Origin of the sequence: Pseudomonas serboccidentalis, from assembly GCF_028830055.1 — a bacterium.
GTDB classification, from domain to species: Bacteria; Pseudomonadota; Gammaproteobacteria; order Pseudomonadales; family Pseudomonadaceae; genus Aquipseudomonas; species Aquipseudomonas serboccidentalis.
In genome coordinates this window covers 222,977-243,476 of the sequence record NZ_CP101655.1, presented here as the reverse complement: position 1 = coordinate 243,476, position 20,500 = coordinate 222,977, and the positions used below count along the sequence as shown (strand labels likewise).

Annotated in this window: 25 protein-coding genes; 12 read left to right on the top strand and 13 right to left on the bottom strand. The window is 59.8% G+C overall.

All coding sequences use genetic code 11. From position 1 onward, the window contains the following. Positions 1–69: 69 nt before the first annotated feature. A complete protein-coding gene (locus NN484_RS00990; RefSeq protein WP_274658445.1) occupies positions 70–2,187 on the top strand; it encodes a TonB-dependent siderophore receptor in 2,118 nt (705 codons plus the stop codon). 12 nt (positions 2,188–2,199) lie between these two features. Beyond that, on the top strand, positions 2,200–2,919 hold the full coding sequence (locus NN484_RS00985; protein ID WP_274658444.1) for a DUF4198 domain-containing protein: 720 nt from the start codon (positions 2,200–2,202) through the stop codon (positions 2,917–2,919). A gap of 119 nt (positions 2,920–3,038) precedes the next feature. On the opposite strand, the gene hisC is transcribed toward NN484_RS00985, so the two are convergent. The 10 genes from hisC to NN484_RS00935 form a co-directional block, all read right to left on the bottom strand. Continuing rightward, a complete protein-coding gene (hisC, locus tag NN484_RS00980) occupies positions 3,039–4,091 on the bottom strand; it encodes a histidinol-phosphate transaminase (protein WP_274658443.1) in 1,053 nt (350 codons plus the stop codon). A gap of 2 nt (positions 4,092–4,093) precedes the next feature. Further along, positions 4,094–5,431 carry a histidinol dehydrogenase gene (gene hisD / locus NN484_RS00975; RefSeq protein ID WP_003221712.1) on the bottom strand — a complete coding sequence of 446 codons (1,338 nt, stop codon included), beginning with the start codon at positions 5,429–5,431 and terminating at the stop codon, positions 4,094–4,096. A gap of 125 nt (positions 5,432–5,556) precedes the next feature. After that, positions 5,557–6,192, bottom strand: a complete 636-nt coding sequence (gene hisG / locus NN484_RS00970) for an ATP phosphoribosyltransferase (protein WP_016771668.1) — start codon at positions 6,190–6,192, stop codon at positions 5,557–5,559. Between the two features lie 127 nt (positions 6,193–6,319). After that, entirely contained in the window at positions 6,320–7,585 is a 1,266-nt protein-coding gene (gene murA / locus NN484_RS00965) for a UDP-N-acetylglucosamine 1-carboxyvinyltransferase (RefSeq protein ID WP_115986701.1), read from the bottom strand. Positions 7,586–7,607: 22 nt separating this feature from the next. Next, positions 7,608–7,859, bottom strand: a complete 252-nt coding sequence (locus NN484_RS00960; protein ID WP_127651140.1) for a BolA family protein — start codon at positions 7,857–7,859, stop codon at positions 7,608–7,610. Positions 7,860–7,975: 116 nt separating this feature from the next. Next, positions 7,976–8,281 carry an STAS domain-containing protein gene (locus NN484_RS00955; protein ID WP_027610853.1) on the bottom strand — a complete coding sequence of 102 codons (306 nt, stop codon included), beginning with the start codon at positions 8,279–8,281 and terminating at the stop codon, positions 7,976–7,978. After that, positions 8,278–8,922: an MlaC/ttg2D family ABC transporter substrate-binding protein gene (locus NN484_RS00950; protein WP_127651141.1), complete on the bottom strand. Its 645-nt coding sequence runs from the start codon at positions 8,920–8,922 to the stop codon at positions 8,278–8,280. Before NN484_RS00950 ends, NN484_RS00955 begins: the two co-directional genes overlap by 4 nt. Before the next feature lie 11 nt (positions 8,923–8,933). Continuing rightward, positions 8,934–9,401, bottom strand: coding sequence for an outer membrane lipid asymmetry maintenance protein MlaD (gene mlaD, locus NN484_RS00945; protein WP_007967220.1), 468 nt, complete (start codon positions 9,399–9,401; stop codon positions 8,934–8,936). Then, on the bottom strand, positions 9,401–10,198 hold the full coding sequence (mlaE, locus tag NN484_RS00940) for a lipid asymmetry maintenance ABC transporter permease subunit MlaE (RefSeq protein WP_127651142.1): 798 nt from the start codon (positions 10,196–10,198) through the stop codon (positions 9,401–9,403). The genes mlaD and mlaE overlap by 1 nt, the downstream gene beginning before the upstream one ends. Then, positions 10,198–11,007, bottom strand: coding sequence for an ATP-binding cassette domain-containing protein (locus tag NN484_RS00935; protein ID WP_003221703.1), 810 nt, complete (start codon positions 11,005–11,007; stop codon positions 10,198–10,200). The genes mlaE and NN484_RS00935 overlap by 1 nt, the downstream gene beginning before the upstream one ends. Positions 11,008–11,282: 275 nt before the next feature. Here NN484_RS00935 and NN484_RS00930 point away from each other — a divergent pair, with 275 nt between their 5' ends. The 10 genes from NN484_RS00930 (at position 11,283) to NN484_RS00885 (ending at position 18,400) form a co-directional block, all read left to right on the top strand. Then, positions 11,283–12,257: a KpsF/GutQ family sugar-phosphate isomerase gene (locus tag NN484_RS00930; protein ID WP_127651143.1), complete on the top strand. Its 975-nt coding sequence runs from the start codon at positions 11,283–11,285 to the stop codon at positions 12,255–12,257. Continuing rightward, on the top strand, positions 12,257–12,781 hold the full coding sequence (locus tag NN484_RS00925; protein ID WP_127651144.1) for a KdsC family phosphatase: 525 nt from the start codon (positions 12,257–12,259) through the stop codon (positions 12,779–12,781). The genes NN484_RS00930 and NN484_RS00925 overlap by 1 nt, the downstream gene beginning before the upstream one ends. 8 nt (positions 12,782–12,789) lie before the next feature. Beyond that, positions 12,790–13,362 carry an LPS export ABC transporter periplasmic protein LptC gene (gene lptC / locus NN484_RS00920; protein ID WP_102356078.1) on the top strand — a complete coding sequence of 191 codons (573 nt, stop codon included), beginning with the start codon at positions 12,790–12,792 and terminating at the stop codon, positions 13,360–13,362. Then, positions 13,349–13,894, top strand: a complete 546-nt coding sequence (lptA, locus tag NN484_RS00915; RefSeq protein WP_127651146.1) for a lipopolysaccharide transport periplasmic protein LptA — start codon at positions 13,349–13,351, stop codon at positions 13,892–13,894. The genes lptC and lptA overlap by 14 nt, the downstream gene beginning before the upstream one ends. Beyond that, complete coding sequence (gene lptB, locus NN484_RS00910; protein WP_127651147.1) at positions 13,894–14,619, top strand: LPS export ABC transporter ATP-binding protein; 726 nt, start codon at positions 13,894–13,896, stop codon at positions 14,617–14,619. The genes lptA and lptB overlap by 1 nt, the downstream gene beginning before the upstream one ends. A gap of 277 nt (positions 14,620–14,896) precedes the next feature. Next, positions 14,897–16,390 carry an RNA polymerase factor sigma-54 gene (locus NN484_RS00905; RefSeq protein ID WP_274658442.1) on the top strand — a complete coding sequence of 498 codons (1,494 nt, stop codon included), beginning with the start codon at positions 14,897–14,899 and terminating at the stop codon, positions 16,388–16,390. 73 nt (positions 16,391–16,463) lie between these two features. After that, positions 16,464–16,772: a ribosome hibernation-promoting factor, HPF/YfiA family gene (hpf, locus tag NN484_RS00900; RefSeq protein ID WP_025109458.1), complete on the top strand. Its 309-nt coding sequence runs from the start codon at positions 16,464–16,466 to the stop codon at positions 16,770–16,772. Between the two features lie 12 nt (positions 16,773–16,784). Beyond that, the gene (gene ptsN, locus NN484_RS00895; RefSeq protein WP_127651149.1) at positions 16,785–17,249 is read left to right on the top strand and encodes a PTS IIA-like nitrogen regulatory protein PtsN; all 465 of its coding nucleotides are present in this window, start codon (positions 16,785–16,787) and stop codon (positions 17,247–17,249) included. Positions 17,250–17,251: 2 nt separating this feature from the next. Continuing rightward, the gene (rapZ, locus tag NN484_RS00890; protein WP_127651150.1) at positions 17,252–18,109 is read left to right on the top strand and encodes an RNase adapter RapZ; all 858 of its coding nucleotides are present in this window, start codon (positions 17,252–17,254) and stop codon (positions 18,107–18,109) included. Between the two features lie 15 nt (positions 18,110–18,124). Then, a complete protein-coding gene (locus tag NN484_RS00885) occupies positions 18,125–18,400 on the top strand; it encodes an HPr family phosphocarrier protein (protein ID WP_127651151.1) in 276 nt (91 codons plus the stop codon). Positions 18,401–18,509: 109 nt separating this feature from the next. Here the strand turns inward: NN484_RS00885 and NN484_RS00880 are convergent, their stop codons facing one another. From NN484_RS00880 to NN484_RS00870, 3 genes are read right to left on the bottom strand one after another with little or no spacing between them, the layout of a single operon-like run. Continuing rightward, the gene (locus NN484_RS00880) at positions 18,510–19,403 is read right to left on the bottom strand and encodes a ZIP family metal transporter (RefSeq protein WP_215501820.1); all 894 of its coding nucleotides are present in this window, start codon (positions 19,401–19,403) and stop codon (positions 18,510–18,512) included. Positions 19,404–19,433: 30 nt separating this feature from the next. Then, positions 19,434–20,045 (bottom strand): superoxide dismutase, encoded by a 612-nt coding sequence (locus tag NN484_RS00875; protein WP_215501821.1) that lies wholly within the window; start codon positions 20,043–20,045, stop codon positions 19,434–19,436. 1 nt (position 20,046) lies between these two features. Further along, a complete protein-coding gene (locus NN484_RS00870) occupies positions 20,047–20,487 on the bottom strand; it encodes a hypothetical protein (protein WP_003221677.1) in 441 nt (146 codons plus the stop codon). Between the last annotated feature and the right edge of the window lie 13 nt (positions 20,488–20,500).

Sequence of the window (20,500 nt, the reverse complement as noted above, 5' to 3'; positions counted from 1 at the left end):
GGCGCGAATAGAATACACTCTCAAAAGGCATGTTATATTGTTTCAATTTAAACATTGGAACAACATAACATGTCGTCTCGAAAAAGGGCTTCCCTGCTCCGCCTGACCCTGGGTTTGCCCCTTGGCTTGCTGGGCGATCCGGTCTTCGCCGAAGAACCGCAACCGCTCGAACTCGACGCCATCAGCGTCACCTCCGACTACGAATCCGCCACCGGTCCGGTCCAGGGCTACCGCGCCACACGGTCTTCGAGCGCGACAAAAACCGACACCGCGATCCGCGATATTCCGCAAGCGATCAGCGTGGTACCGGCCAGCGTGCTCAAGGATCTGGGCAGCACCCGCGTCGAGCGCGCACTGGACTTTGCCGGCGGCGTATCCAAGCAAAACAACTTCGGCGGCCTGACGCTTTACGAATACAGCGTGCGCGGTTTCACTACCTCGGAATTCTACAAGGACGGCTTCAGCGCCAATCGCGGTTATCCGAGCACACCCGACGCGGCCAATATCGAGCGCATCGAGGTACTCAAAGGCCCGGCTGCCAGCCTTTATGGCCGAGGCGATCCGGGCGGCACGGTGAACATCGTCACCAAAAAGCCGCAACCGGAAGCCTTTACGACGTTGCAAACCAGCGCCGGCAGCTGGGACCGCTATCGCACCGCACTGGACATCAACACCCCGCTTGATGAACAGGGTGATGTGCTGTCGCGGGTCAACCTCGCGGTCGAGGACAACCACAGCTTTCGCGATCACGTCGACAGCCAGCGCGTGTTCGTCGCGCCCTCGATCAGTTGGCAACTGAACCCGGACACGTCGCTGTTGGTTGAAAGCGAAATCGTCCGCCACAGCTCCACCTTCGACCGCGGCATTGTCGCGCCCAACAACAAGTGGAGCGGCGTCTCGCGCTCGACTTTTCTCGGCGAACCGAACGACGGCAATATCGACAACCACAACAACCTGCTTCAGGCCACCCTCGAACATCACCTCAATGATCGCTGGAAGCTGCGTCTGGCCAGCCATTACAAGGAAGGCAAGCTCTGGGGCGATGCGTCCGAAAGCCGACCGCTGAACGCCGACGGCCATACCGTCAACCGCCGCTATCGCGAACGCGACACAAACTGGCACGACAGCATCACCCAACTCGAATTGCGCGGCCTGTTCGACCTCGGTTCCTGGCAGCACGAAATGCTGATCGGCACTGAGTATGAGAATTTCCGCAAGAACGAACGCGTCACCACCATCGCCGGTGGCCCGTACGCCATCGACATCTACCGACCGATCTACGGCCAGCCGAAACCCGGTGGCACACGCTCCGGCACAGACTTCTTCGAACATGTAGAAAGTCACGCACTGAACTTGCAGGATCAAATCGTCTTCAACGACAAACTACGCGCAATGGTCGGCGCGCGTTTCGAACATTTCGAGCAGCACATCGACGATCACCGCCGTAACGCCAAGAACAGCCAGCGCCACGACGCCCTCACGCAACGCGCCGGACTGCTCTATCAACTGACACCCGACACCGGCCTGTTTGCCAACGCCTCGACCTCGTTCAAACCCAACAACGGCCTCGACGCTGCGGGCAAGTCATTCGATCCGGAAGAAGGCGTCGGTTACGAAGTCGGCATCAAGAACGAGCTGTTCGACGAGCGCCTGAGTAGCACCCTCGCCTTCTTCCATATCGACAAGGAAAACGTCCTGACCCTCGACCCGAGTACTGATTCCAGCCGCGCGATGGGCAAGGCGCGCAGTCGCGGTTTCGATTGGCAAGTGACCGGGCAAGTGACCGACGCCGTGCGGGTGATCGGCGCCTTTGCCTACATCGATGCCGAGGTGACTCAGGGCGACGCGGTGATTCCCACCGGCAGCCGCATCCTCGGCGTGGCCAAGCGCAGCGGCAGTCTGCTAGGGGTTTACGAGTTTCAGGACGGCTATTTGCGCGGCTCGGACGTCGGCGCGGCGTTCACCTATGTCGGCGACCGCTCCGGTGAGGCCGGCAGCGACTTCGAATTGCCGGCTTACCAGACTATCGACTTGCTGGCCCATTACAAGGCCAGCGACAACGTCACCGTCGGCCTCAACCTGAACAACCTCTTCGACGAAAAGTATTACGAGCGCTCCTACAGCAACTATTGGGTCAACCCCGGCGAGCCGCGCAATTTCACCGTCAGCCTGACACTCAACCTGTAAAAGGACGTCACCATGCAATACGGCAAATCCCTTGTGTTCATCGCCGCGCTGTTCGCCGGTCAGGTCTCGGCCCATGGCCTGTGGACAGAGCAACGCCGCGGCCATATAGAAGTGATCTACGGCCACGGCGCCGAAGACAATGCGTTCAAGGCGCAGAAAATCAGCGGTGCCTGGGCGTATGACACGGACGGCAAGATGATCCCGGTGAGCGTCGAGCGCCTGGCAGATCATGCACGCCTCAAACCGCTGAAAACGCCCGCAGTGATGGCCGTGGCCCTGAACAACGGCATGTGGTCGCAAACCGCTGACAAGAAGTGGATCAACGAAGGTCGCAGAAAAGTGCCGGGCGCCATCGAGGCGACGGAGACCTTCAAGTACAGTCTGGCGATTTATCAGCCGGGGGCAAAGCTGCCGAAACTGGATCAGATCAAGTTGCTGATCCTGCCGGAGGTTGATCCGTTGACGGTTGGGCCGGGCAAGTCATTGCCGGTGCGGGTATTGCTCGATGGCAAACCGGCAGCAGGGGTGAAGTTGATTGGCGACTATCGCAGCGCGCCGAACACGTTGAGCACCGAGACTGACAAGGATGGCCGCGCGCAGGTGCTGGTGCGTAATGAAGGGTTGAATGTGATTGCGGCGCAGGTTGAGGTGCCAGTGAAGGACAGTGCCGATGTGAACAGTCGCGGGTTGTTCACCTCACTGACCTTCCTTGGCGAAGCGCATCACGAATAACCCATACCAATCCCCTGTAGGAGTGAGCCTGCTCGCGATTTCGGCGTGTCATTCAAATCACATGTTGAATGCTGAAACGCATCGCGAGCAGGCTCACTCCTACAGGGTGCAGCGGTGATTCAGAGATCGCCGAGGCCATCGATCAGCGCCTGGTTCTGCTCCGGCGTACCGATCGAAATCCGCAGGAACTGGGCAATCCGCTCCTGCTTGAAGTGACGCACGATCACGCCTTGCTCACGCAGTTTCGCCGCCAGGCCCGCTGCATCATGTTGCGGGTGACGGGCGAAAATGAAGTTCGCCGCCGATGGCAACACTTCAAAGCCCTTGGCCTGCAACTGTGCGATCACCCATTCACGACTCTCGATCACCAGACGGCAAGTCTTGTCGAAGTACTCGCGATCGTCGAACGCCGCCGCCGCGCCGACAATCGCCAGGCGATCCAGCGGGTAAGAGTTGAAGCTATTCTTGATCCGCTCCAGCGCTTCGATCAGATCCGGGTGCCCCACTGCCAGCCCCACCCGCAGGCCAGCCAGCGAACGGGACTTGGACAGGGTCTGCGTGACCAGCAGGTTCGGGTAACGGTCCACCAGACTGATCGCGGTTTCGCCACCGAAATCGATGTAAGCCTCATCCACCACCACCACCGAATCCGGGTTGGCCCGGAGGATTTGCTCAACCGCTTCCAGCGCCAACAGGCAACCGGTCGGTGCGTTCGGGTTCGGGAAAATAATCCCGCCGTTCGGTTTGGCGTAGTCCGCCGGGTTGATCTGGAACTGCGCGTCCAGCGGCACTGCATCGTATTGAATGCCGTACAAACCGCAGTAAACCGGGTAGAAGCTGTAGCTGATATCCGGGAACAGCAGCGGCCGCTCGTGTTGCAGCAGACCGTGGAAGATGTGCGCCAGCACTTCGTCCGAACCGTTGCCGAGGAATACTTGATTGCTCTGCACGCCGTAGTAGCGGGCGACCGCGGTTTTCAGCAGATCGCCGTTCGGGTCCGGGTACAGGCGCAGGTTATCGTTAAGCTCGGTCTGCATCGCCGCCAGCGCTTTGGGCGACGGGCCGTACGGGTTTTCGTTGGTGTTGAGTTTGACCAGTCTGGTCAGCTTCGGCTGTTCGCCCGGCACATAAGGCACCAGATCCTTGACGAACGGGCTCCAGAATTTACTCATGTTCATTCCCCTTGCCCTTGAAGAAAGTCTGCGTCTTTGATGCGGTATTCGGCGCTGCGTGCGTGCGCGCTCAGGGATTCGCCACGGGCCAGCACCGAAGCGGTCTTGCCCAGCTCGGAAGCACCGGCTTCGGAGCAGAAGATGATCGACGAACGTTTCTGGAAGTCGTACACGCCCAGCGGCGAGGAGAAGCGCGCGGTGCCGGACGTCGGCAGCACGTGGTTCGGGCCGGCGCAGTAATCGCCCAGTGCCTCGGAGGTGTGACGGCCCATGAAAATCGCGCCAGCGTGACGGATCTGTGGCAGCCACGCCTGTGGATCGGCCACCGACAGCTCCAGGTGTTCCGGCGCGATGCGGTTGGCGACTTCGATGGCCTGGGCCATGTCGCGCACGTGAATCAGCGCGCCGCGACCGTTGATCGAGGTTTCGATGATAGTCGCGCGGTCCATGGTCGGCAGTAGCTTGTCGATGCTGGCGGCGACCTTGTCGAGGAACTCGGCGTCGGGACTGACCAGAATCGCCTGGGCGTCTTCGTCGTGTTCGGCCTGGGAGAACAGGTCCATGGCGATCCAGTCCGGATCGGTCTGGCCGTCGCACACCACGAGGATCTCCGAAGGGCCGGCAATCATGTCGATGCCAACTTGGCCGAACACGTGGCGCTTGGCGGTGGCTACATAGATGTTGCCCGGCCCGACGACCTTGTCCACTTGCGGCACGCTTTCGGTACCGTAAGCCAGCGCGGCAACCGCTTGGGCACCGCCGATGGTGAACACCCGGTCAACACCGGCGATGCACGCCGCCGCCAACACCAGCTCATTGATTTCACCGCGCGGGGTTGGTACGACCATGACCACTTCGGTCACGCCGGCGACCTTGGCCGGAATCGCATTCATCAACACCGACGACGGGTACGACGCCTTGCCGCCCGGCACATACAGGCCGGCGCGATCCAGTGGCGTGACCTTCTGGCCGAGCACGGTGCCGTCAGCCTCGGTGTAGCTCCAGGAATCCTGCTTCTGTTTTTCGTGGTAGCTGCGCACACGGGCCGCAGCTTTTTCCAACGCTTCGCGCTGCGCCACAGTGATGCGGGTCAGGGCCAGTTCCAGACGCTCGCGCGGCAGGATCAGGTCAGCCATCGAGGCCACTTCGAGGCCGTCGAATTTCTGGGTGAACTCGACCAGCGCCGCGTCACCGCGTTCGCGCACAGCCTTGATGATGTCCAGCACTCGCTGATTGACCGAGTCGTCAGACACACTTTCCCAGCTCAGCAGATGATCCAGATGATGCGCGAAATCCGGGTCAGCAGCGTTGAGTCGGCGAATTGCAGTCGGTGCGGTCATAGCGAGAGCCTCATAGGAATGGCAAAAACTCAGGCGCCCTAACTTAGCAGTCGTTTCCGCTTGGGCACCTGAGATTCTGGCTATGAGGCGGATAGACGGGCGCGACTCAGCGTCGCGCAGGTGAATCAGCCGCGGTGTCGCGATTCCACTGCGTTGCGCAGGGTATCGATCAACGCCTGGATTCGGGCGTGTTGCATCTTCATTGAAGCCTTGTTGACCACCAGGCGCGAGCTGATCGTGGCGATCAGTTCCTGAGGTTCCAGGCCGTTGGCGCGCAGGGTGTTGCCAGTGTCGACCACGTCGATGATCTTGTCCGCCAGACCGATCAGCGGCGCCAGTTCCATCGAGCCATAGAGCTTGATGATGTCGACCTGACGGCCCTGCTCGGCGTAATAACGCTTGGCGACGTTGACGAATTTGGTCGCCACGCGCAGACGGCCCTTGGGCTCGGCCGCGCCGATCTTGCCGGCGGTCATCAGCTTGCACTGGGCAATCTGCAGATCCAGCGGTTCGTACAGGCCCTGGCCAGAGTATTCCATCAACACGTCTTTACCGGCGACGCCAAGGTCGGCCGCGCCATGCTCGACATAAGTCGGCACGTCGGTGGCACGCACGATCAACAGACGTACGTCATCCTGAGTGGTGGGGATGATCAGCTTGCGGCTCTTGTCCGGATTCTCGGTCGGCACAATGCCCGCTTCAGCGAGAAGCGGCAGGGTGTCGTCAAGGATGCGGCCCTTGGACAGTGCGATGGTCAACATGGGAAACGTCAGTCCTTATCAAGGTACTCATGCCCGGTCGCAATCGGCGCCGGACACACATCGAGGGCGTTACCACCCCCGATCAAAACGAATTCAACGGACACTTCCCTGTGTCCAGATGCAGCGACTAGCCCGGAACGCGACGGATCTTGGCGCCCAGCATCTGCAGTTTTTCTTCGATGCACTCGTAACCACGGTCTATGTGGTAGATGCGGTCGATCAGGGTATCGCCTTCGGCCACCAGGGCCGAGATCACCAGGCTGGCCGATGCGCGCAGGTCGGTCGCCATCACTGGCGCGCCCTTCAGCACTTCGGTACCTGTAACGATGGCCGTGTTGCCTTCGACCTGGATCTTGGCGCCCATGCGGTGCAGTTCATACACGTGCATGAAGCGGTTTTCGAAGATCGTCTCGATCACCGCACCGGTGCCTTCGGCAATGGCGTTGAGCGAGATGAACTGGGCCTGCATGTCGGTCGGGAACGCCGGGTACGGCGCGGTGCGCACGTTGACCGCTTTCGGACGCTTGCCGTGCATGTTCAGCTCGATCCAGTCTTCACCGCAGGTGATTTCTGCGCCGGACTCGCGAAGCTTTTCCAGGACCGCTTCGAGAATGGTCGGATCGGTGTCCTTGACCTTCACACGGCCACCGGTGACCGCTGCGGCCACCAGGTAGGTGCCGGTTTCGATACGGTCAGGCATGACCTTGTAGAAACACGAACCCAGGCGCTCGACGCCATCGATGGTGATGGTGTCGGTGCCGGCGCCGGAGACCTTGGCGCCCATGGCGTTGAGGAAGTTCGCCAAGTCGACGACTTCAGGTTCGCGCGCGGCGTTTTGCAGCACGCTGCGACCTTTGGCCAGGGCAGCCGCCATCATGATGTTCTCGGTACCGGTCACGCTGACGGTATCGAAGAAGAAGTGTGCACCGCGCAGGCCACCTTCAGGCGCCTTGGCCTTGATGTAGCCGCCTTCGACGTCGATCACCGCGCCCATGGCTTCGAGGCCACGGATGTGCAGGTCGACCGGACGCGAACCGATGGCGCAACCGCCAGGCAGCGCGACTTCGGCTTCACCGAAGCGGGCAACCATCGGGCCCAGCACCAGGATCGACGCGCGCATGGTTTTCACCAGTTCGTACGGTGCGATCAGGGTCTTGATGGTGCGCGGATCGATTTCGACGCTGAGTTTCTCGTCGATCACAGGCTCGATGCCCATGCGACCAAACAGCTCGATCATGGTGGTGATGTCGTGCAGGTGCGGCAGGTTGCCAACGGTCACCGGGCCATCGCACAGCAGAGTAGCGGCCAGAATCGGCAGGGCGGAGTTCTTCGCCCCGGAGATACGGATTTCGCCATCAAGACGAACGCCACCGGTAATAATCAATTTATCCATAAGAATCTCGACGCCCTAGGGCTCAGGTGCGCTCGGCCCAGGCCGCGCGGCTGAAAAATTTCATAGTGACCGCATGGATGCTGCCATCGGCGATCCACGGGTTCAAATGGGCATAAATGCTCTGCTGACGCTTGACCGGGCTCAATGCCGCCAGTTCATCGCTAATCACGTTCAGCTGAAAGTTGCAGCCTTCGCCCTCAACTTCTACCTGCACTTGTGAAAGAGTCTCGGACAGCTTTTCTTCAAGGAAACTCTTAACTTCGTTGGCCTGCATGCTCAACCTCAATCGGCGCCCTGTGCGCACGGGTCGGACATCATACAAAAAAGCCCCGCGCCTGCGAACCCCGCATTGGCAGGACTCTGACGGGGGGCTTCTTTATCGATGCGGGTTCAGGGGTGCGCCAGCAACTCGGTCAGTTCACTGACCTGAGCGATTTCGCGCATGTCTTCCGGCATCGCGCGGATGCTGACAGCCTTGCCGGCCGCCTGGGCATCGCGCATGAAGCACAGCAGCAAGGACAAGCCGACGCTGCTGGACTTCTTAACTGCCGAGCAATCGATCACCAGCGATGCCGCCTTGCTGGACTTGATCAGCGCCTGGCCTTCCTTGCGCAGATCGGGACCGGTGCGATAGTCCAGCACTCCGCTGAGCAATAGCTCGTCGACATCACTCATACGAACTGCCGCCTCATTCATTGCGCTGGCTTCTGTTCGGTGGATTCCTTGGCCTTGGCCACCTCACCCGCCCAATTGTTGATGGTCTTGTCCAGATCGTTGCCGTTGCGCTGCATCGCGTCGGCGAACTGGTCACGGAACAGCTTGCCGATGTTGATGCCGTTGATGATCACGTTACGCAGTTTCCACTCGCCACTGATCTTCTCGAGCGTGTACTGCACCGGATAGATCGCGCCGTTGCTGCCCTTGACGGTCATGTTGACGCTGGTGCGGTCGCCCGACTCGTCCTTGGCAGGATCAACCGTGATGCCCTGGTTGTTGTACTCGAGCAAGGCGTTGCCGTAGAACTGGAACAGGCCTTTCTTGAAGTTTTCCTGAAAGCGCTGCATCTGCGCAGGCGTGGCCTTGCGCGAATACTTGACCGTCATGATGCTTTTGGAAATGCCTTCAGCGTCCACCACCGGACCGACGATGGTATTCAACGCCGTGTAGAAATCCTGTGGATCCTGTTTGTACTTCTCTTTGTTGGCCGACAAGTCGGCCAGCATCCGGTTCGTGGTGTCCTGAATCAGATCGTGCGCCGACTGTCCGGGCGCAGCGTTGGCCAGCAACGGCAGTGCCGCGAGCAACACCAACAGGCCACGTCGCAAGGTAGAGATCATTCAAAAGCTCCTCATTTGGCGTCTTTGCTAACGGTATTGAGCAGGAATTTACCGATCAGGTCTTCCAGTACCAGAGACGATTGGGTGTCGTGGATGGTTCCCCCATCCTTCAGGCGGGTATCTTCGCCGCCCACACTGATACCGATGTACTTCTCGCCCAACAGGCCAGCGGTCAGGATAGACGCAGTGGAGTCGGTCGGCAGATTGTCGACCTTTTTATCCACTTGCAGGGTTACCCGACCGGTGAAGCTGTCGCGATCCAGATCGATGGCCGTGACCTTGCCGATGGTCACACCGGCCATGGTCACTTTGGCTCTGACCGTCAAACCGGCGATATTGTCGAAGTAGGCATAAAGTTTATACGTGTCGGTAGTCGAAGTCGGAGACAGGCCACTGACCCGCAGAGCAAGCAGCAACAAAGCCAGGATCCCTGCCAGCAGGAACAGGCCGACACCGATTTCCAGGGTGCGGTTTTGCATCAGAAATCTCCAAACATCAAAGCGGTCAGAATAAAGTCCAGACCCAGTACCGCCAGCGAGGCGAATACCACGGTCTTGGTGGTGGCGCGACTGATGCCCTCGGAAGTGGGCTCACAGTCATAGCCTTGAAATACGGCGATCCAGGTCACGACGAAAGCGAAAACGATACTTTTGATGACGCCGTTGAGCACATCGCTGGTGAAGTTCACGCTGTTTTGCATGTTCGCCCAGTAGGAGCCTTCATACACTCCAAGCCAGTCGACAGCCACCCACGAACCGCCCCAGATACCGACCACGCTGAAAATCATCGCCAGCACTGGCAGGGAAATGAAACCGGCCCACAGACGCGGGGCAATAATGTATTTGAGCGGGTCGACACCGATCATTTCCAGGCTGGAAAGCTGTTCGGTGGACTTCATGTTGCCGATTTCGGCGGTCAGCGCGGAACCGGCACGCCCGGCAAACAGCAGCGCTGTCACTACCGGCCCGAGTTCACGCAGCAACGTCAGGGCGACCATCTGCCCCACTGCCTGTTCGGAGCCATAGCTCGACAGAATATTGAAACCCTGCAGCGCCAGCACCATGCCGATGAAAATCCCGGACACGACGATGATCACCAATGACATCACGCCAACCGAATGCAACTGCTTGACCAACAGGCCAAACCCGCCACCGATACCGCCGCGTCCGAGCAAGGTGTGAAACAGGAACAACGTCGCACGACCGAAAACCGCGATGGAGTCGATCGCGGACTCGCCGAAGCGGCGCACGCGTTCTATCAATGAAATTCTGCGCATCAGCGCTTCCCCAGAAGATCTGCGCGGTAATCCGTCGCTGGAAAATGGTACGGCACCGGGCCATCGGGGTTGCCGGTCATGAACTGGCGGATACGCGGCTCATCCGAATTCATCAACTCGTCCGGCGTGCCCTGCCCCAACACCTGACCATCACCCACTACATAGATGTAGTCAGCGATGCTCGCGGTTTCGGCCAAGTCGTGAGAGACCACGATACTGGTGATACCCAGCGCATCATTGAGCAAACGGATCAGGCGGACCAATACGCCCATGGCGATCGGATCCTGACCGACGAACGGTTCGTCATACATGAGGATCTGCGGGTCGAGAGCAATCGCACGGGCCAGGGCGACACGACGCTTCATGCCCCCCGACAGCTCGTCGGGCATCAGCTCGATCGCGCCGCGTAGACCGACCGCCTGCAATTTGAGCAGGACGATGTCGCGGATCATCTCATCCGGCAATTGGGTATGAACACGCAGAGGGAAAGCGACGTTCTCGAAGACATCGAGATCGGTGAACAGCGCGCCACTCTGAAACAGCACGCCCATGTGCTTTCGCGCATCGAACAGATCACTGCGCGACAGCGTCGGCAGGTTCTGACCGTTGACCCAGACTTCGCCGCTGGAAGGACGCAATTGCGCCCCCATCAAACGCAGCAGCGTGGTCTTGCCACACCCGGAAGGCCCCATGATGCCGGTAACCTTGCCGCGCGGGATGCGAATATCGACGTTATTGAAAATGCTGCGCGCACCGCGCTTGAAGGAGACTCCCTTCAGCTCGACCGCGTAGGCGTTATCGGCACTCATCTAAACTCCTTGCGATGCAGCCTCTCACTCGGACGCCTGGCTTTCCTTGGAAAGCACATACCTCCCGGGCAGGCCGAACTGGCGGCGAACTATATCACTGCAAACCCCAAGCGCCCAAGGCCCACGCTGGTCCGAGTTCAGCGATATGACAGGCCCGACGGTACTTTTTAAGGGTTTTGGTGACGAGGAATGACAAAGCACGACGAACTTGCGTGAGGCTTTTCAACATAACCGCTATAATCGCCGCCTTTTCATCGGGCTATACGATTTCTGACATGAGCCAATCCAGCGACCTGATTCAATCGGCACAACGCACCATCCGCCTCGAAGTGGAAGCCGTACAAGGCTTGTTGCCCCATATCGACGCCGATTTCGTACGCGCTTGCGAGATGATTCTGGCCAGCAAAGGCCGTGTGGTCGTGGTCGGCATGGGCAAGTCCGGGCACGTCGGCAACAAGATCGCTGCGACCCTGGCCAGCACCGGCACCCCGGCGTTTTTCGTCCATCCGGCCGAAGCCAGCCATGGCGACATGGGCATGATCACCCGCGACGATGTGATCCTCGCCCTGTCCAACTCGGGCTCGACCAACGAAATCGTCACCCTGCTGCCATTGATCAAGCGCCTGGGCATCCAGTTGATCAGCTTGACCGGCAATCCTCAGTCGCCGCTGGCCAAGGCCGCCGAAGTCAACCTCAACGTGCATGTCGAGCATGAAGCCTGCCCGCTGAACCTGGCACCGACCTCCTCGACCACCGCCGCGCTGGTCATGGGCGACGCCCTGGCGGTAGCGCTGCTGGAAGCCCGGGGTTTCACCGCTGAAGATTTCGCCTTTTCCCACCCGGGCGGTGCACTGGGTCGACGCCTGCTGCTGAAAGTGGAAAACGTCATGCACGCCGGTCAGGAGCTGCCGCAAGTACAGCGCGGCACCCTGCTCAAGGATGCGCTCATGGAAATGACCCGCAAGGGCCTGGGCATGACCGCGATTCTTGAAGCCGACGGCAAACTGGCCGGGATCTTCACCGATGGCGACTTGCGTCGCACGCTGGATCGCAGCATCGACATCCGCAGCGCCACCATCGACCAGGTCATGACCGCGCACGGCAAAACCGCACGCCCCGAGATGCTCGCCGCCGAAGCGCTGAAAATCATGGAAGACCACCGAATCAACGCACTGGTTGTCGTGGACGAAGAAGATCGCCCGATCGGCGCCTTCAACCTCTCCGATCTGCTGCGTGCAGGAGTGATGTAATGACAAGCGACCTGCTGCAGCGCGGCAAAGCGATCAAACTGGCGGTTTTCGACGTCGACGGCGTCCTCACCGACGGCCGCCTGTACTTCCTTGAAGACGGCAGCGAATTCAAGACGTTCAACACCCTCGACGGCCAAGGCATCAAGATGCTGATGAACGCCGGCGTCGAAACCGCCATCATCAGCGGTCGCAAGACGCCAGTGGTCGAGCGCCGGGCGAAGAACCTCGGGATCGCGCACCTGTTTCAGGGGCGCGAAGACAAATTGGTGGTTCTGGACGGTCTTCTGCAGCAACTGGGCCTAAGCTATGAACAGGTCGCCTATCTCGGTGACGACTTGCCTGACCTGCCGGTGATCCGCCGTGTAGGCCTCGGCATGGCCGTTGCCAATGCCGCCGACTTCGTGCGCGAGCACGCCCATGGCGTCACTCGGGCTCGCGGCGGCGAAGGCGCCGCCCGCGAATTCTGCGAATTGATCCTGCGCGCCCAGGGCCGCCTCGATGCGGCCAACGCCGCGTACCTGTGAGCCAAATCATGTTTAGCAAAAAATTTCGCAACTTCCTGCTGTTCGGCTGTATCGCCGCCATGTTTGCGGCGGTCGGCTACTGGAACATCAGCCCTGAGCGTTTCCTCGACAAACCTCCGGTCAAGGTCGAAGACACTGCCATCGACTGGTACGCCACCAACACGCATACCCTGCAATACCTTCCGGATGGCAAGCTGCAATACGAAATGACCTCCGACAAGGCCGAGCACCTGAAAGCGACGGATGTGACCCTGGTCACCAAGCCTGACCTGAACATGTTCCGCGGCACCGAATTCCCGTGGCACGTGACCAGCGAGCGCGGCGAAGTGAACCCTGACGGAACTCAGGTAGAACTGATCGACTCGGTACGTATCAAGCGCACCGATGAAAAGAACCGCGACACCCTGATCACCAGCACACGCATGACGGTGTTCCCTCAGCAGCAATATGCGCAGACCGAGCAACCCGTTAGAATTGACGGCGCTGGCGGTGTATCGACTGGCGTGGGAATGAAGGCGTATTTGAAGGAAAGCAGGATACACCTGCAATCGAACGTAAGAGGACAGTATGAGGCTCGTTAAAACCCTCCCTATTTTGCTCAGTCTGGGCGCAGCACTGGGAAGCGTGAGCGCCTGGGCTCTGCCGAACGATCAGCAGCAACCTATCCGCATTCAAGCCGACGACGCCCAACTGGACGACAAGAACGGCATTGCCACCTATAAGGGCGATGTGATCATCACTCAGGGTTCGATGATCGTTAAAGGCAACACGGTAACCATCACCCGCACCCCGACCGGTGACATCGACGTCGTGACGTCGGTGGGCAATCTTGCCTACTTCGAGCAGCTGCAAACCCAGGGCGACACCAAGCCTGTACAGGGCTGGGGCGTGACGATCCAGTACCACGCCGCGCAAAACCGCGTCGTACTGATCGACAAGGCCAAGGTTGTCGACAAGGACAACAACACCACTCAGGGCGAGAAAATCGTCTATGACACGGTGAGAAAACTGGCCAGCGCAGGCCGCGCTACCGGCAACAAGGTCACCGAGGCGCGTCCACGCATCGACATGGTGATCCAGCCGAAGAAGAAAACCGACGAGAAGGCCCAGTAATGGCGACTCTGAAAGCCCAGCACCTGGCCAAGGCCTATAAAAGCCGCCAGGTCGTGCGTGACGTCAGCCTGTCGATCGACAGCGGCCAGATCGTCGGCCTGCTCGGCCCGAACGGTGCCGGCAAGACCACCTGCTTCTACATGATCGTCGGCCTGGTGCAGGCCGATCAGGGCCGCGTGCTGATCGATGATCTGGACGTCAGCCACCAGCCGATGCACGGCCGCGCCAAGGCCGGTATCGGCTATCTGCCGCAAGAAGCGTCGATCTTCCGCAAACTGTCGGTGGCCGACAACATCATGGCCATCCTCGAGACCCGCACGGAACTCGACAAGGCCGGTCGCCGCAAAGAGCTGGAAAGCCTGCTGCAGGAATTCCACATCAGCCACATCCGCGACAACCTGGGCATGAGCCTGTCCGGTGGTGAACGCCGCCGCGTGGAAATCGCCCGCGCCCTGGCTACCGCACCGAAGTTCATCCTGCTCGACGAACCGTTCGCCGGTGTCGACCCGATCTCCGTCGGCGACATCAAGCAGATCATCCACCACCTCAAGGCCAAGGGCATCGGCGTACTAATCACCGACCACAACGTCCGCGAGACCCTGGATATCTGCGAAACCGCGTACATCGTCAACGACGGTCAACTGATCGCCGAAGGCGACGCCGAGACCATCCTGGCCAACGACCTGGTCAAGGAAGTGTACCTGGGCCACGAGTTCCGCCTCTAAAGCGCGAGCGCATTCGGCCAGCCGTCCGGGCGCTGTAACGTTGAAGCTGATTTTTTATACGCTTTTATTGTTACAGCGCTCTGGGCAGATACGACGCTTCAAAGATGTTCACCGCGCTTCGATGCGATGCGTCAACAAAGTTTTATACGCTTTTATTGTTACAGCGCTCTAGGCAAACACGACAGTTTCAGGCATATAATTTGCTTAAGTTTGGCGCTCCGGCGCCCTGTAGTGGATGGCGCATGCGCGCCGGCGAATAAGGTGTTTAGCCCCTGCCATGAAACCATCGCTAGTCTTGAGAATGGGCCAGCAGCTGACGATGACACCGCAGCTGCAACAGGCCATCCGCCTGCTCCAATTGTCCACCCTGGACCTGCAACAGGAAATCCAGGAGGCCCTGGAATCCAACCCGATGCTCGAACGCCAGGAAGAAGGCGACGACTTCGACAACTCCGATCCTTTGGCCGACAACGCCGAACAAAAAACCAACACCGAGATTCAGGAACCCTCCTATCAGGAAACCGCCCCGACGGTGGACAACCTGGAGGACGGCGAATGGAACGAGCGCATCCCTAACGAATTGCCCGTCGATACCGCCTGGGAAGACGTTTACCAGACCAGCGCGAGCAGCCTGCCCAGCAGCGATGACGACGAGTGGGATTTCACCACCCGCACCTCTGCCGGGGAAAGCCTGCAAAGCCATCTGTTGTGGCAATTGAACCTGGCGCCGATGTCCGACACCGATCGCCTGATCGCCGTGACCCTGATCGACTGCATCAACAATCAGGGCTACCTCGACGAAACCCTCGAAGAAATTCTCGACGCCTTTGATCCGGAGCTCGATATCGAGCTGGACGAGATCGAAGCCGTCCTTCACCGCATCCAGCAGTTCGAACCGGCCGGTATCGGCGCGCGCAACCTCGGTGAGTGCCTGCTGCTGCAATTGCGTCAGCTGCCGGCCAAGACCCCGTGGCTGAACGAAGCCAAGCGTCTGGTCAGCGATTACATCGATCTGCTTGGCAGCCGCGACTACAGCCAACTGATGCGGCGCATGAAGCTCAAGGAAGATGAACTGCGCCAGGTCATCGAACTGGTGCAGAGCCTCAATCCGCGCCCGGGTTCGCAGATCGAATCGAGCGAAGCCGAGTACGTGGTGCCCGACGTCATCGTGCGCAAGGACAACGAACGCTGGCTGGTCGAGCTGAACCAGGAATCGGTGCCCCGCCTGCGGGTCAACGCCCAGTACGCCGGGTTCGTGCGTCGTGCCGACACCAGCGCCGACAACACCTTCATGCGCAATCAGTTGCAGGAGGCGCGCTGGTTCATCAAGAGCCTGCAAAGCCGCAATGAAACCCTGATGAAAGTCGCCACACAGATCGTCGAGCACCAACGCGGCTTCCTGGAGTACGGTGACGAAGCGATGAAACCGTTGGTCCTGCACGACATCGCCGAAGCGGTCGGCATGCATGAATCGACGATTTCCCGGGTCACGACCCAGAAATTCATGCATACCCCACGCGGTATTTATGAACTGAAATACTTTTTCTCCAGCCACGTCAGCACCTCCGAAGGCGGCGAATGCTCGTCCACGGCGATCCGCGCGATCATCAAAAAACTGGTTGCAGCGGAAAATCAGAAAAAGCCGTTGAGTGACAGCAAGATCGCTGGTTTACTGGAGGCACAAGGCATTCAGGTGGCTCGCCGCACCGTCGCCAAGTACCGCGAATCCCTCGGGATCGCGCCTTCGAGCGAACGCAAGCGGTTGATGTAAGCCACGTTACAGCGTTCCAGTGGCAGGCTATCCGGCCTGCCGCTTTATGCACTGGCAACGAAGGAGAAGCTGTATGCAAGTCAACATCAGTGGACACCAACTGGAAGTGACCGAACCTCTGCGCACCTACATCAACGAGAAACTCGAACGATTGGAGCGCCATTTCGACAAGATCACCAACGTGCAAGTCACGATGTGCGTCGAAAAGCTGAAGCAGAAAATCGAAGCCACCTTGCATATTCCCGGCAGCGAAGTGGTCGCCAACGCAGAAGATACCGACATGTATGCTGCGATCGACTCATTGACCGACAAGCTGGATCGCCAACTCAAAAAGCATAAGGAAAAGACCCAGAGCCTCCTCCAGGGCGCAACCGGTCGTTAACACCCCCAACCCATGATCCGACTTGAAAGTATCCTGACCCCCGGCCGTTCCCTGGTGAACGTGCCGGGCGGCAGTAAAAAGAAAGCCCTCGAACAGATTGCCAACCTCATCCATAAAGAAGTGCCGGATCTGGCCATGCAGGATGTCTTCGATGCGCTGATCGCCCGTGAGAAACTCGGCTCCACCGGTTTCGGCAACGGCATCGCCATTCCCCACTGTCGCCTCAAAGGCTGCGAAGCGCCTATCAGCGCGTTGATGCACCTTGATGCCCCCATCGATTTCGATGCCATCGACGGCGCACCGGTTGACCTGCTGTTTGTCCTGCTGGTCCCGGAAGCGGCTACCGATGCCCACCTCGAATTACTGCGCCAGATCGCCAGCATGCTCGATCGCAAGGACGTGCGCGAAAAACTGCGCAGCGCACCGAGCAACGAAGCCTTGTATCAGGTCGTCCTGAGCGAGCAAAACGGTCACTAATCATGCGTTTGATCATCGTCAGCGGCCGCTCTGGGTCGGGTAAAAGCACCGCATTGAATGTCCTTGAGGACAACGGTTACTACTGCATTGACAATCTGCCGGCCGGCCTGCTGCCGGAACTGGCCGAACGCGCCCTGATTCACACCGAGCTGGCCCAGCCGCTGGTGGCCGTCTCGATCGATGCCCGCAACCTGCCAAGTCACCTGTCGCGCTTCCCCGAGCTGCTGGAAGAAGTCCGTAGCCGCCACATCCAGTGCGATGTGGTCTATCTGGATGCCGATGAGGAAACCCTGCTCAAGCGCTTCTCGGAAACCCGTCGGCGCCATCCTTTGAGCACCGCCAATCGCTCGCTGGCCGAAGCCATTCAGGACGAGACAGCCCTGCTCGGCCCGATCGCCGACCTGGCCGACCTCAAGGTCAACACCACCAATCTGAACCTGTACCAGTTGCGCGACACCATCAAGCTGCGCCTGCTGAACCAGCCAGAGCCAGGCACTGCCTTTCTGGTCGAGTCGTTCGGCTTCAAGCGTGGCATGCCGGTGGATGCGGACCTGGTGTTCGACGTACGCTGCCTGCCCAACCCGTACTGGAAGCCGGAACTTCGCGCGCAATCAGGTCTCGATGCACCGGTCGCCGAGTATCTGGCGGCGCAACCGGAAGTCGAAGAGATGTATCAGGATATCTTCGGCTATCTGAATAAATGGCTGCCGCGCTTCGCCGCGAGCAACCGCGCCTATGTCACCATTGCCATTGGCTGCACCGGCGGGCATCACCGCTCCGTTTACCTGACCGAACGCCTGGGTCAGGCCCTGCAGAAAACCCTGAAGAACGTCCAGGTTCGCCACCGCGACCTCACTTAAAGGATTCACACCGCGATGCCTGCTCTGGAAATCGAAATCATCAATAAACTGGGTCTGCATGCCCGGGCGTCGGCCAAGTTCGTTGGCGTGGCGGGCCAGTATCCGGATTGCACGATCAGAGTGGGTCGCACGCCGGAGACCACGGTCGATGGCAAAAGCATCATGGCGATGATGATGCTCGCCGCCGGCAAGGGCACGAAGATCTATCTGAGTACCGAAGGCCATCAAGAACAGGAAGCGCTGAACGCGCTGGTGGCGTTGATCAACAACTATTTTGATGAAGGCGGTTGACAGGTCAACATCAAAAGATCGCAGCCTTCGGCAGCTCCTACATTGGAATGCGTTCCCTGTAGGAGCTGCCGAAGGTTCGGCCCGCGTTCGGACGATCTTTTGATCTGCTTCAACCCAATGCTGTATCCATCACCATCATCAGACAGAACCCGATCAGCAAGCCAAGACTGGCCAGCTTGTCATGACCATTACGTCGCGACTCGGGGATCACCTCATGTGTCACCACCAGCAGCATAGCCCCCGCCGCCAGCGCCAGTCCCAACGGCAATAACAACTCTGCCAGACTGACCAGCCACGCACACAGCAGCGCGAACACCGGTTCCACCAGACCTGACGCCGCACCGATCAAGAATGCCTTGACCCGCGACATCCCCGCCCCGGCCAGCACCAGTGCAATCACCAGCCCCTCCGGCACGTCCTGCAAGGCAATGCCCATCGCCAGACTGTCCGCGTCGGGCATGCCGCCGCCGGCCGACACGCCGACCGCCATGCCTTCGGGAATGTTGTGGGCAATGATCGCGAAGACGAACAGCCAGATCCGTGGCGCAATAACCGGGTGCTCAAGAGTGCCAACGAGCATTTCCGGTGAGGCGCCGGACAGCCGCAGATCCACCAGGTACAAGCCGAACGCACCGAGCATGATGCCGAAACAGATCAGACTGCTGGCGGCCCAGGGAGTCAGGCCCAGACTTTCGGCGGCAGCGATGCCGGGCACGATCAGCGAGAACGCCGTCGCGGCCAGCATCACCCCGGCACCGAACCCCAGCAGGGTATCGCTGAGCATTTGCGGCATGCGCCGAATCACCAGCACCGGCACCGCCCCGAGCGCCGTACCGAGGGCGCAGATCGCGCCACCTTGCAAGGCCCGCGACAGCTTCGGCGGCAGGTCCAGCCATTCCAGTCCGTGCGCGACCAACAGGGTCATGCCCGCCAGCAGCAACAGCGATCCCACCGCGTAACGAAACATACGCCCACCGCCGATCGCCAGTGTTTCAGTGCCCATAGTCAGCCTTGGATTGTTTTTATAGATGACTTAAACCAGTGCGGCCTGATAGCGCGCGGCGACTTCAGGCCAGTTGATCACGTTGTAGAACGCGCTGATGTATTCCGGGCGACGGTTCTGATAACGCAGGTAGTAGGCGTGCTCCCAGACGTCCAGACCGAGAATCGGCGTATTGCCGTTCATCAGCGGGCTGTCCTGGTTGCCGCTGCTCTCCACCACCAACTGCTTGCCGGGTGTCACGCTCAGCCAGGCCCAACCGCTGCCGAAACGGGTCAGCGCGGCTTTGGTGAACGCTTCCTTGAAACTGTCGAGCCCGCCCAGTTGTTCATCAATCGCCTCGGCCAGCACACCGCCTGGCTTGCCGCCGCCGTTGGGCACCATGACTTCCCAGAACAGCGAATGGTTGGCGTGTCCGCCGCCTTGGTTGATCACTGCCGCGCGGAGTTTTTCCGGCAGTTGCTGAACGCTGGCGACCAATTTCTCGACCGGCCACTCGGCAAACTCGGTGCCTTCGACTGCCGCGTTGAGGTTATTGATGTAGGTCTGGTGGTGCTTGGTGTAATGGATTTCCATGGTTTGCGCATCGATATGCGGTTCCAGGGCGTCATAGGCGTACGGCAAGGCAGGCAAGGTAAAAGCCATTTCAGTGGACTCCATGGTGATGTGAGGCTGGCGCGCGGCGCGCATTGCCGGTATCCGGGTGCAGCAGGCGCTGGGTGCGCGGATATTCGCCGTGCTCGCTGATGAAATTCAGCAGCTCGACATAGGTCTTGCTGCTCTGGCGCAACGCCGCTTCCCGCAGGGCCGGGCGCAGGCGCTCATCCTGCATGGTCTGCAGCAGCCGCTGATGAATCGCGCAGAGGTACTCGGCGCTCTCCTCCGGCTGGTTCAGACGCAAATGCAGATCCGCCAGGTTGTGGTGGGAGATGACGCAGGCCGCCACCGCTTCGTCGGCATCGGCCCAGCGTTCGAACAGCACTTGCGCCAGGGCCAGGGCTTGCAGGTAAGCCTCGCGGGCATCGATCAGCTCGCCGAGCATGAAGCAGCGATTGGCCCGTTCGATCGTGCGTTTCCAGTGCTCCATGGTGAACCTCCAA

Coding starts and splice junctions, on each gene's coding strand:
- NN484_RS00930 (WP_127651143.1), top strand. CDS start 11,283: ATGAGCCAATCCAGCGACCTGATTCAATCGGCACAACGCACCATCCGC.
- NN484_RS00990 (WP_274658445.1), top strand. CDS start 70: ATGTCGTCTCGAAAAAGGGCTTCCCTGCTCCGCCTGACCCTGGGTTTG.
- NN484_RS00935 (WP_003221703.1), bottom strand. CDS start 11,007: ATGAGTGCCGATAACGCCTACGCGGTCGAGCTGAAGGGAGTCTCCTTC.
- hisD (WP_003221712.1), bottom strand. CDS start 5,431: ATGACCGCACCGACTGCAATTCGCCGACTCAACGCTGCTGACCCGGAT.
- mlaE (WP_127651142.1), bottom strand. CDS start 10,198: ATGCGCAGAATTTCATTGATAGAACGCGTGCGCCGCTTCGGCGAGTCC.
- NN484_RS00905 (WP_274658442.1), top strand. CDS start 14,897: ATGAAACCATCGCTAGTCTTGAGAATGGGCCAGCAGCTGACGATGACA.
- NN484_RS00880 (WP_215501820.1), bottom strand. CDS start 19,403: ATGGGCACTGAAACACTGGCGATCGGCGGTGGGCGTATGTTTCGTTAC.
- hisC (WP_274658443.1), bottom strand. CDS start 4,091: ATGAGTAAATTCTGGAGCCCGTTCGTCAAGGATCTGGTGCCTTATGTG.
- mlaD (WP_007967220.1), bottom strand. CDS start 9,401: ATGCAAAACCGCACCCTGGAAATCGGTGTCGGCCTGTTCCTGCTGGCA.
- hisG (WP_016771668.1), bottom strand. CDS start 6,192: ATGTTGACCATCGCACTGTCCAAGGGCCGCATCCTTGACGACACCCTG.
- murA (WP_115986701.1), bottom strand. CDS start 7,585: ATGGATAAATTGATTATTACCGGTGGCGTTCGTCTTGATGGCGAAATC.
- NN484_RS00950 (WP_127651141.1), bottom strand. CDS start 8,922: ATGATCTCTACCTTGCGACGTGGCCTGTTGGTGTTGCTCGCGGCACTG.
- hpf (WP_025109458.1), top strand. CDS start 16,464: ATGCAAGTCAACATCAGTGGACACCAACTGGAAGTGACCGAACCTCTG.
- lptB (WP_127651147.1), top strand. CDS start 13,894: ATGGCGACTCTGAAAGCCCAGCACCTGGCCAAGGCCTATAAAAGCCGC.
- NN484_RS00870 (WP_003221677.1), bottom strand. CDS start 20,487: ATGGAGCACTGGAAACGCACGATCGAACGGGCCAATCGCTGCTTCATG.
- rapZ (WP_127651150.1), top strand. CDS start 17,252: ATGCGTTTGATCATCGTCAGCGGCCGCTCTGGGTCGGGTAAAAGCACC.
- NN484_RS00925 (WP_127651144.1), top strand. CDS start 12,257: ATGACAAGCGACCTGCTGCAGCGCGGCAAAGCGATCAAACTGGCGGTT.
- ptsN (WP_127651149.1), top strand. CDS start 16,785: ATGATCCGACTTGAAAGTATCCTGACCCCCGGCCGTTCCCTGGTGAAC.
- lptC (WP_102356078.1), top strand. CDS start 12,790: ATGTTTAGCAAAAAATTTCGCAACTTCCTGCTGTTCGGCTGTATCGCC.
- NN484_RS00955 (WP_027610853.1), bottom strand. CDS start 8,281: ATGAATGAGGCGGCAGTTCGTATGAGTGATGTCGACGAGCTATTGCTC.
- NN484_RS00875 (WP_215501821.1), bottom strand. CDS start 20,045: ATGGCTTTTACCTTGCCTGCCTTGCCGTACGCCTATGACGCCCTGGAA.
- NN484_RS00960 (WP_127651140.1), bottom strand. CDS start 7,859: ATGCAGGCCAACGAAGTTAAGAGTTTCCTTGAAGAAAAGCTGTCCGAG.
- NN484_RS00885 (WP_127651151.1), top strand. CDS start 18,125: ATGCCTGCTCTGGAAATCGAAATCATCAATAAACTGGGTCTGCATGCC.
- lptA (WP_127651146.1), top strand. CDS start 13,349: ATGAGGCTCGTTAAAACCCTCCCTATTTTGCTCAGTCTGGGCGCAGCA.
- NN484_RS00985 (WP_274658444.1), top strand. CDS start 2,200: ATGCAATACGGCAAATCCCTTGTGTTCATCGCCGCGCTGTTCGCCGGT.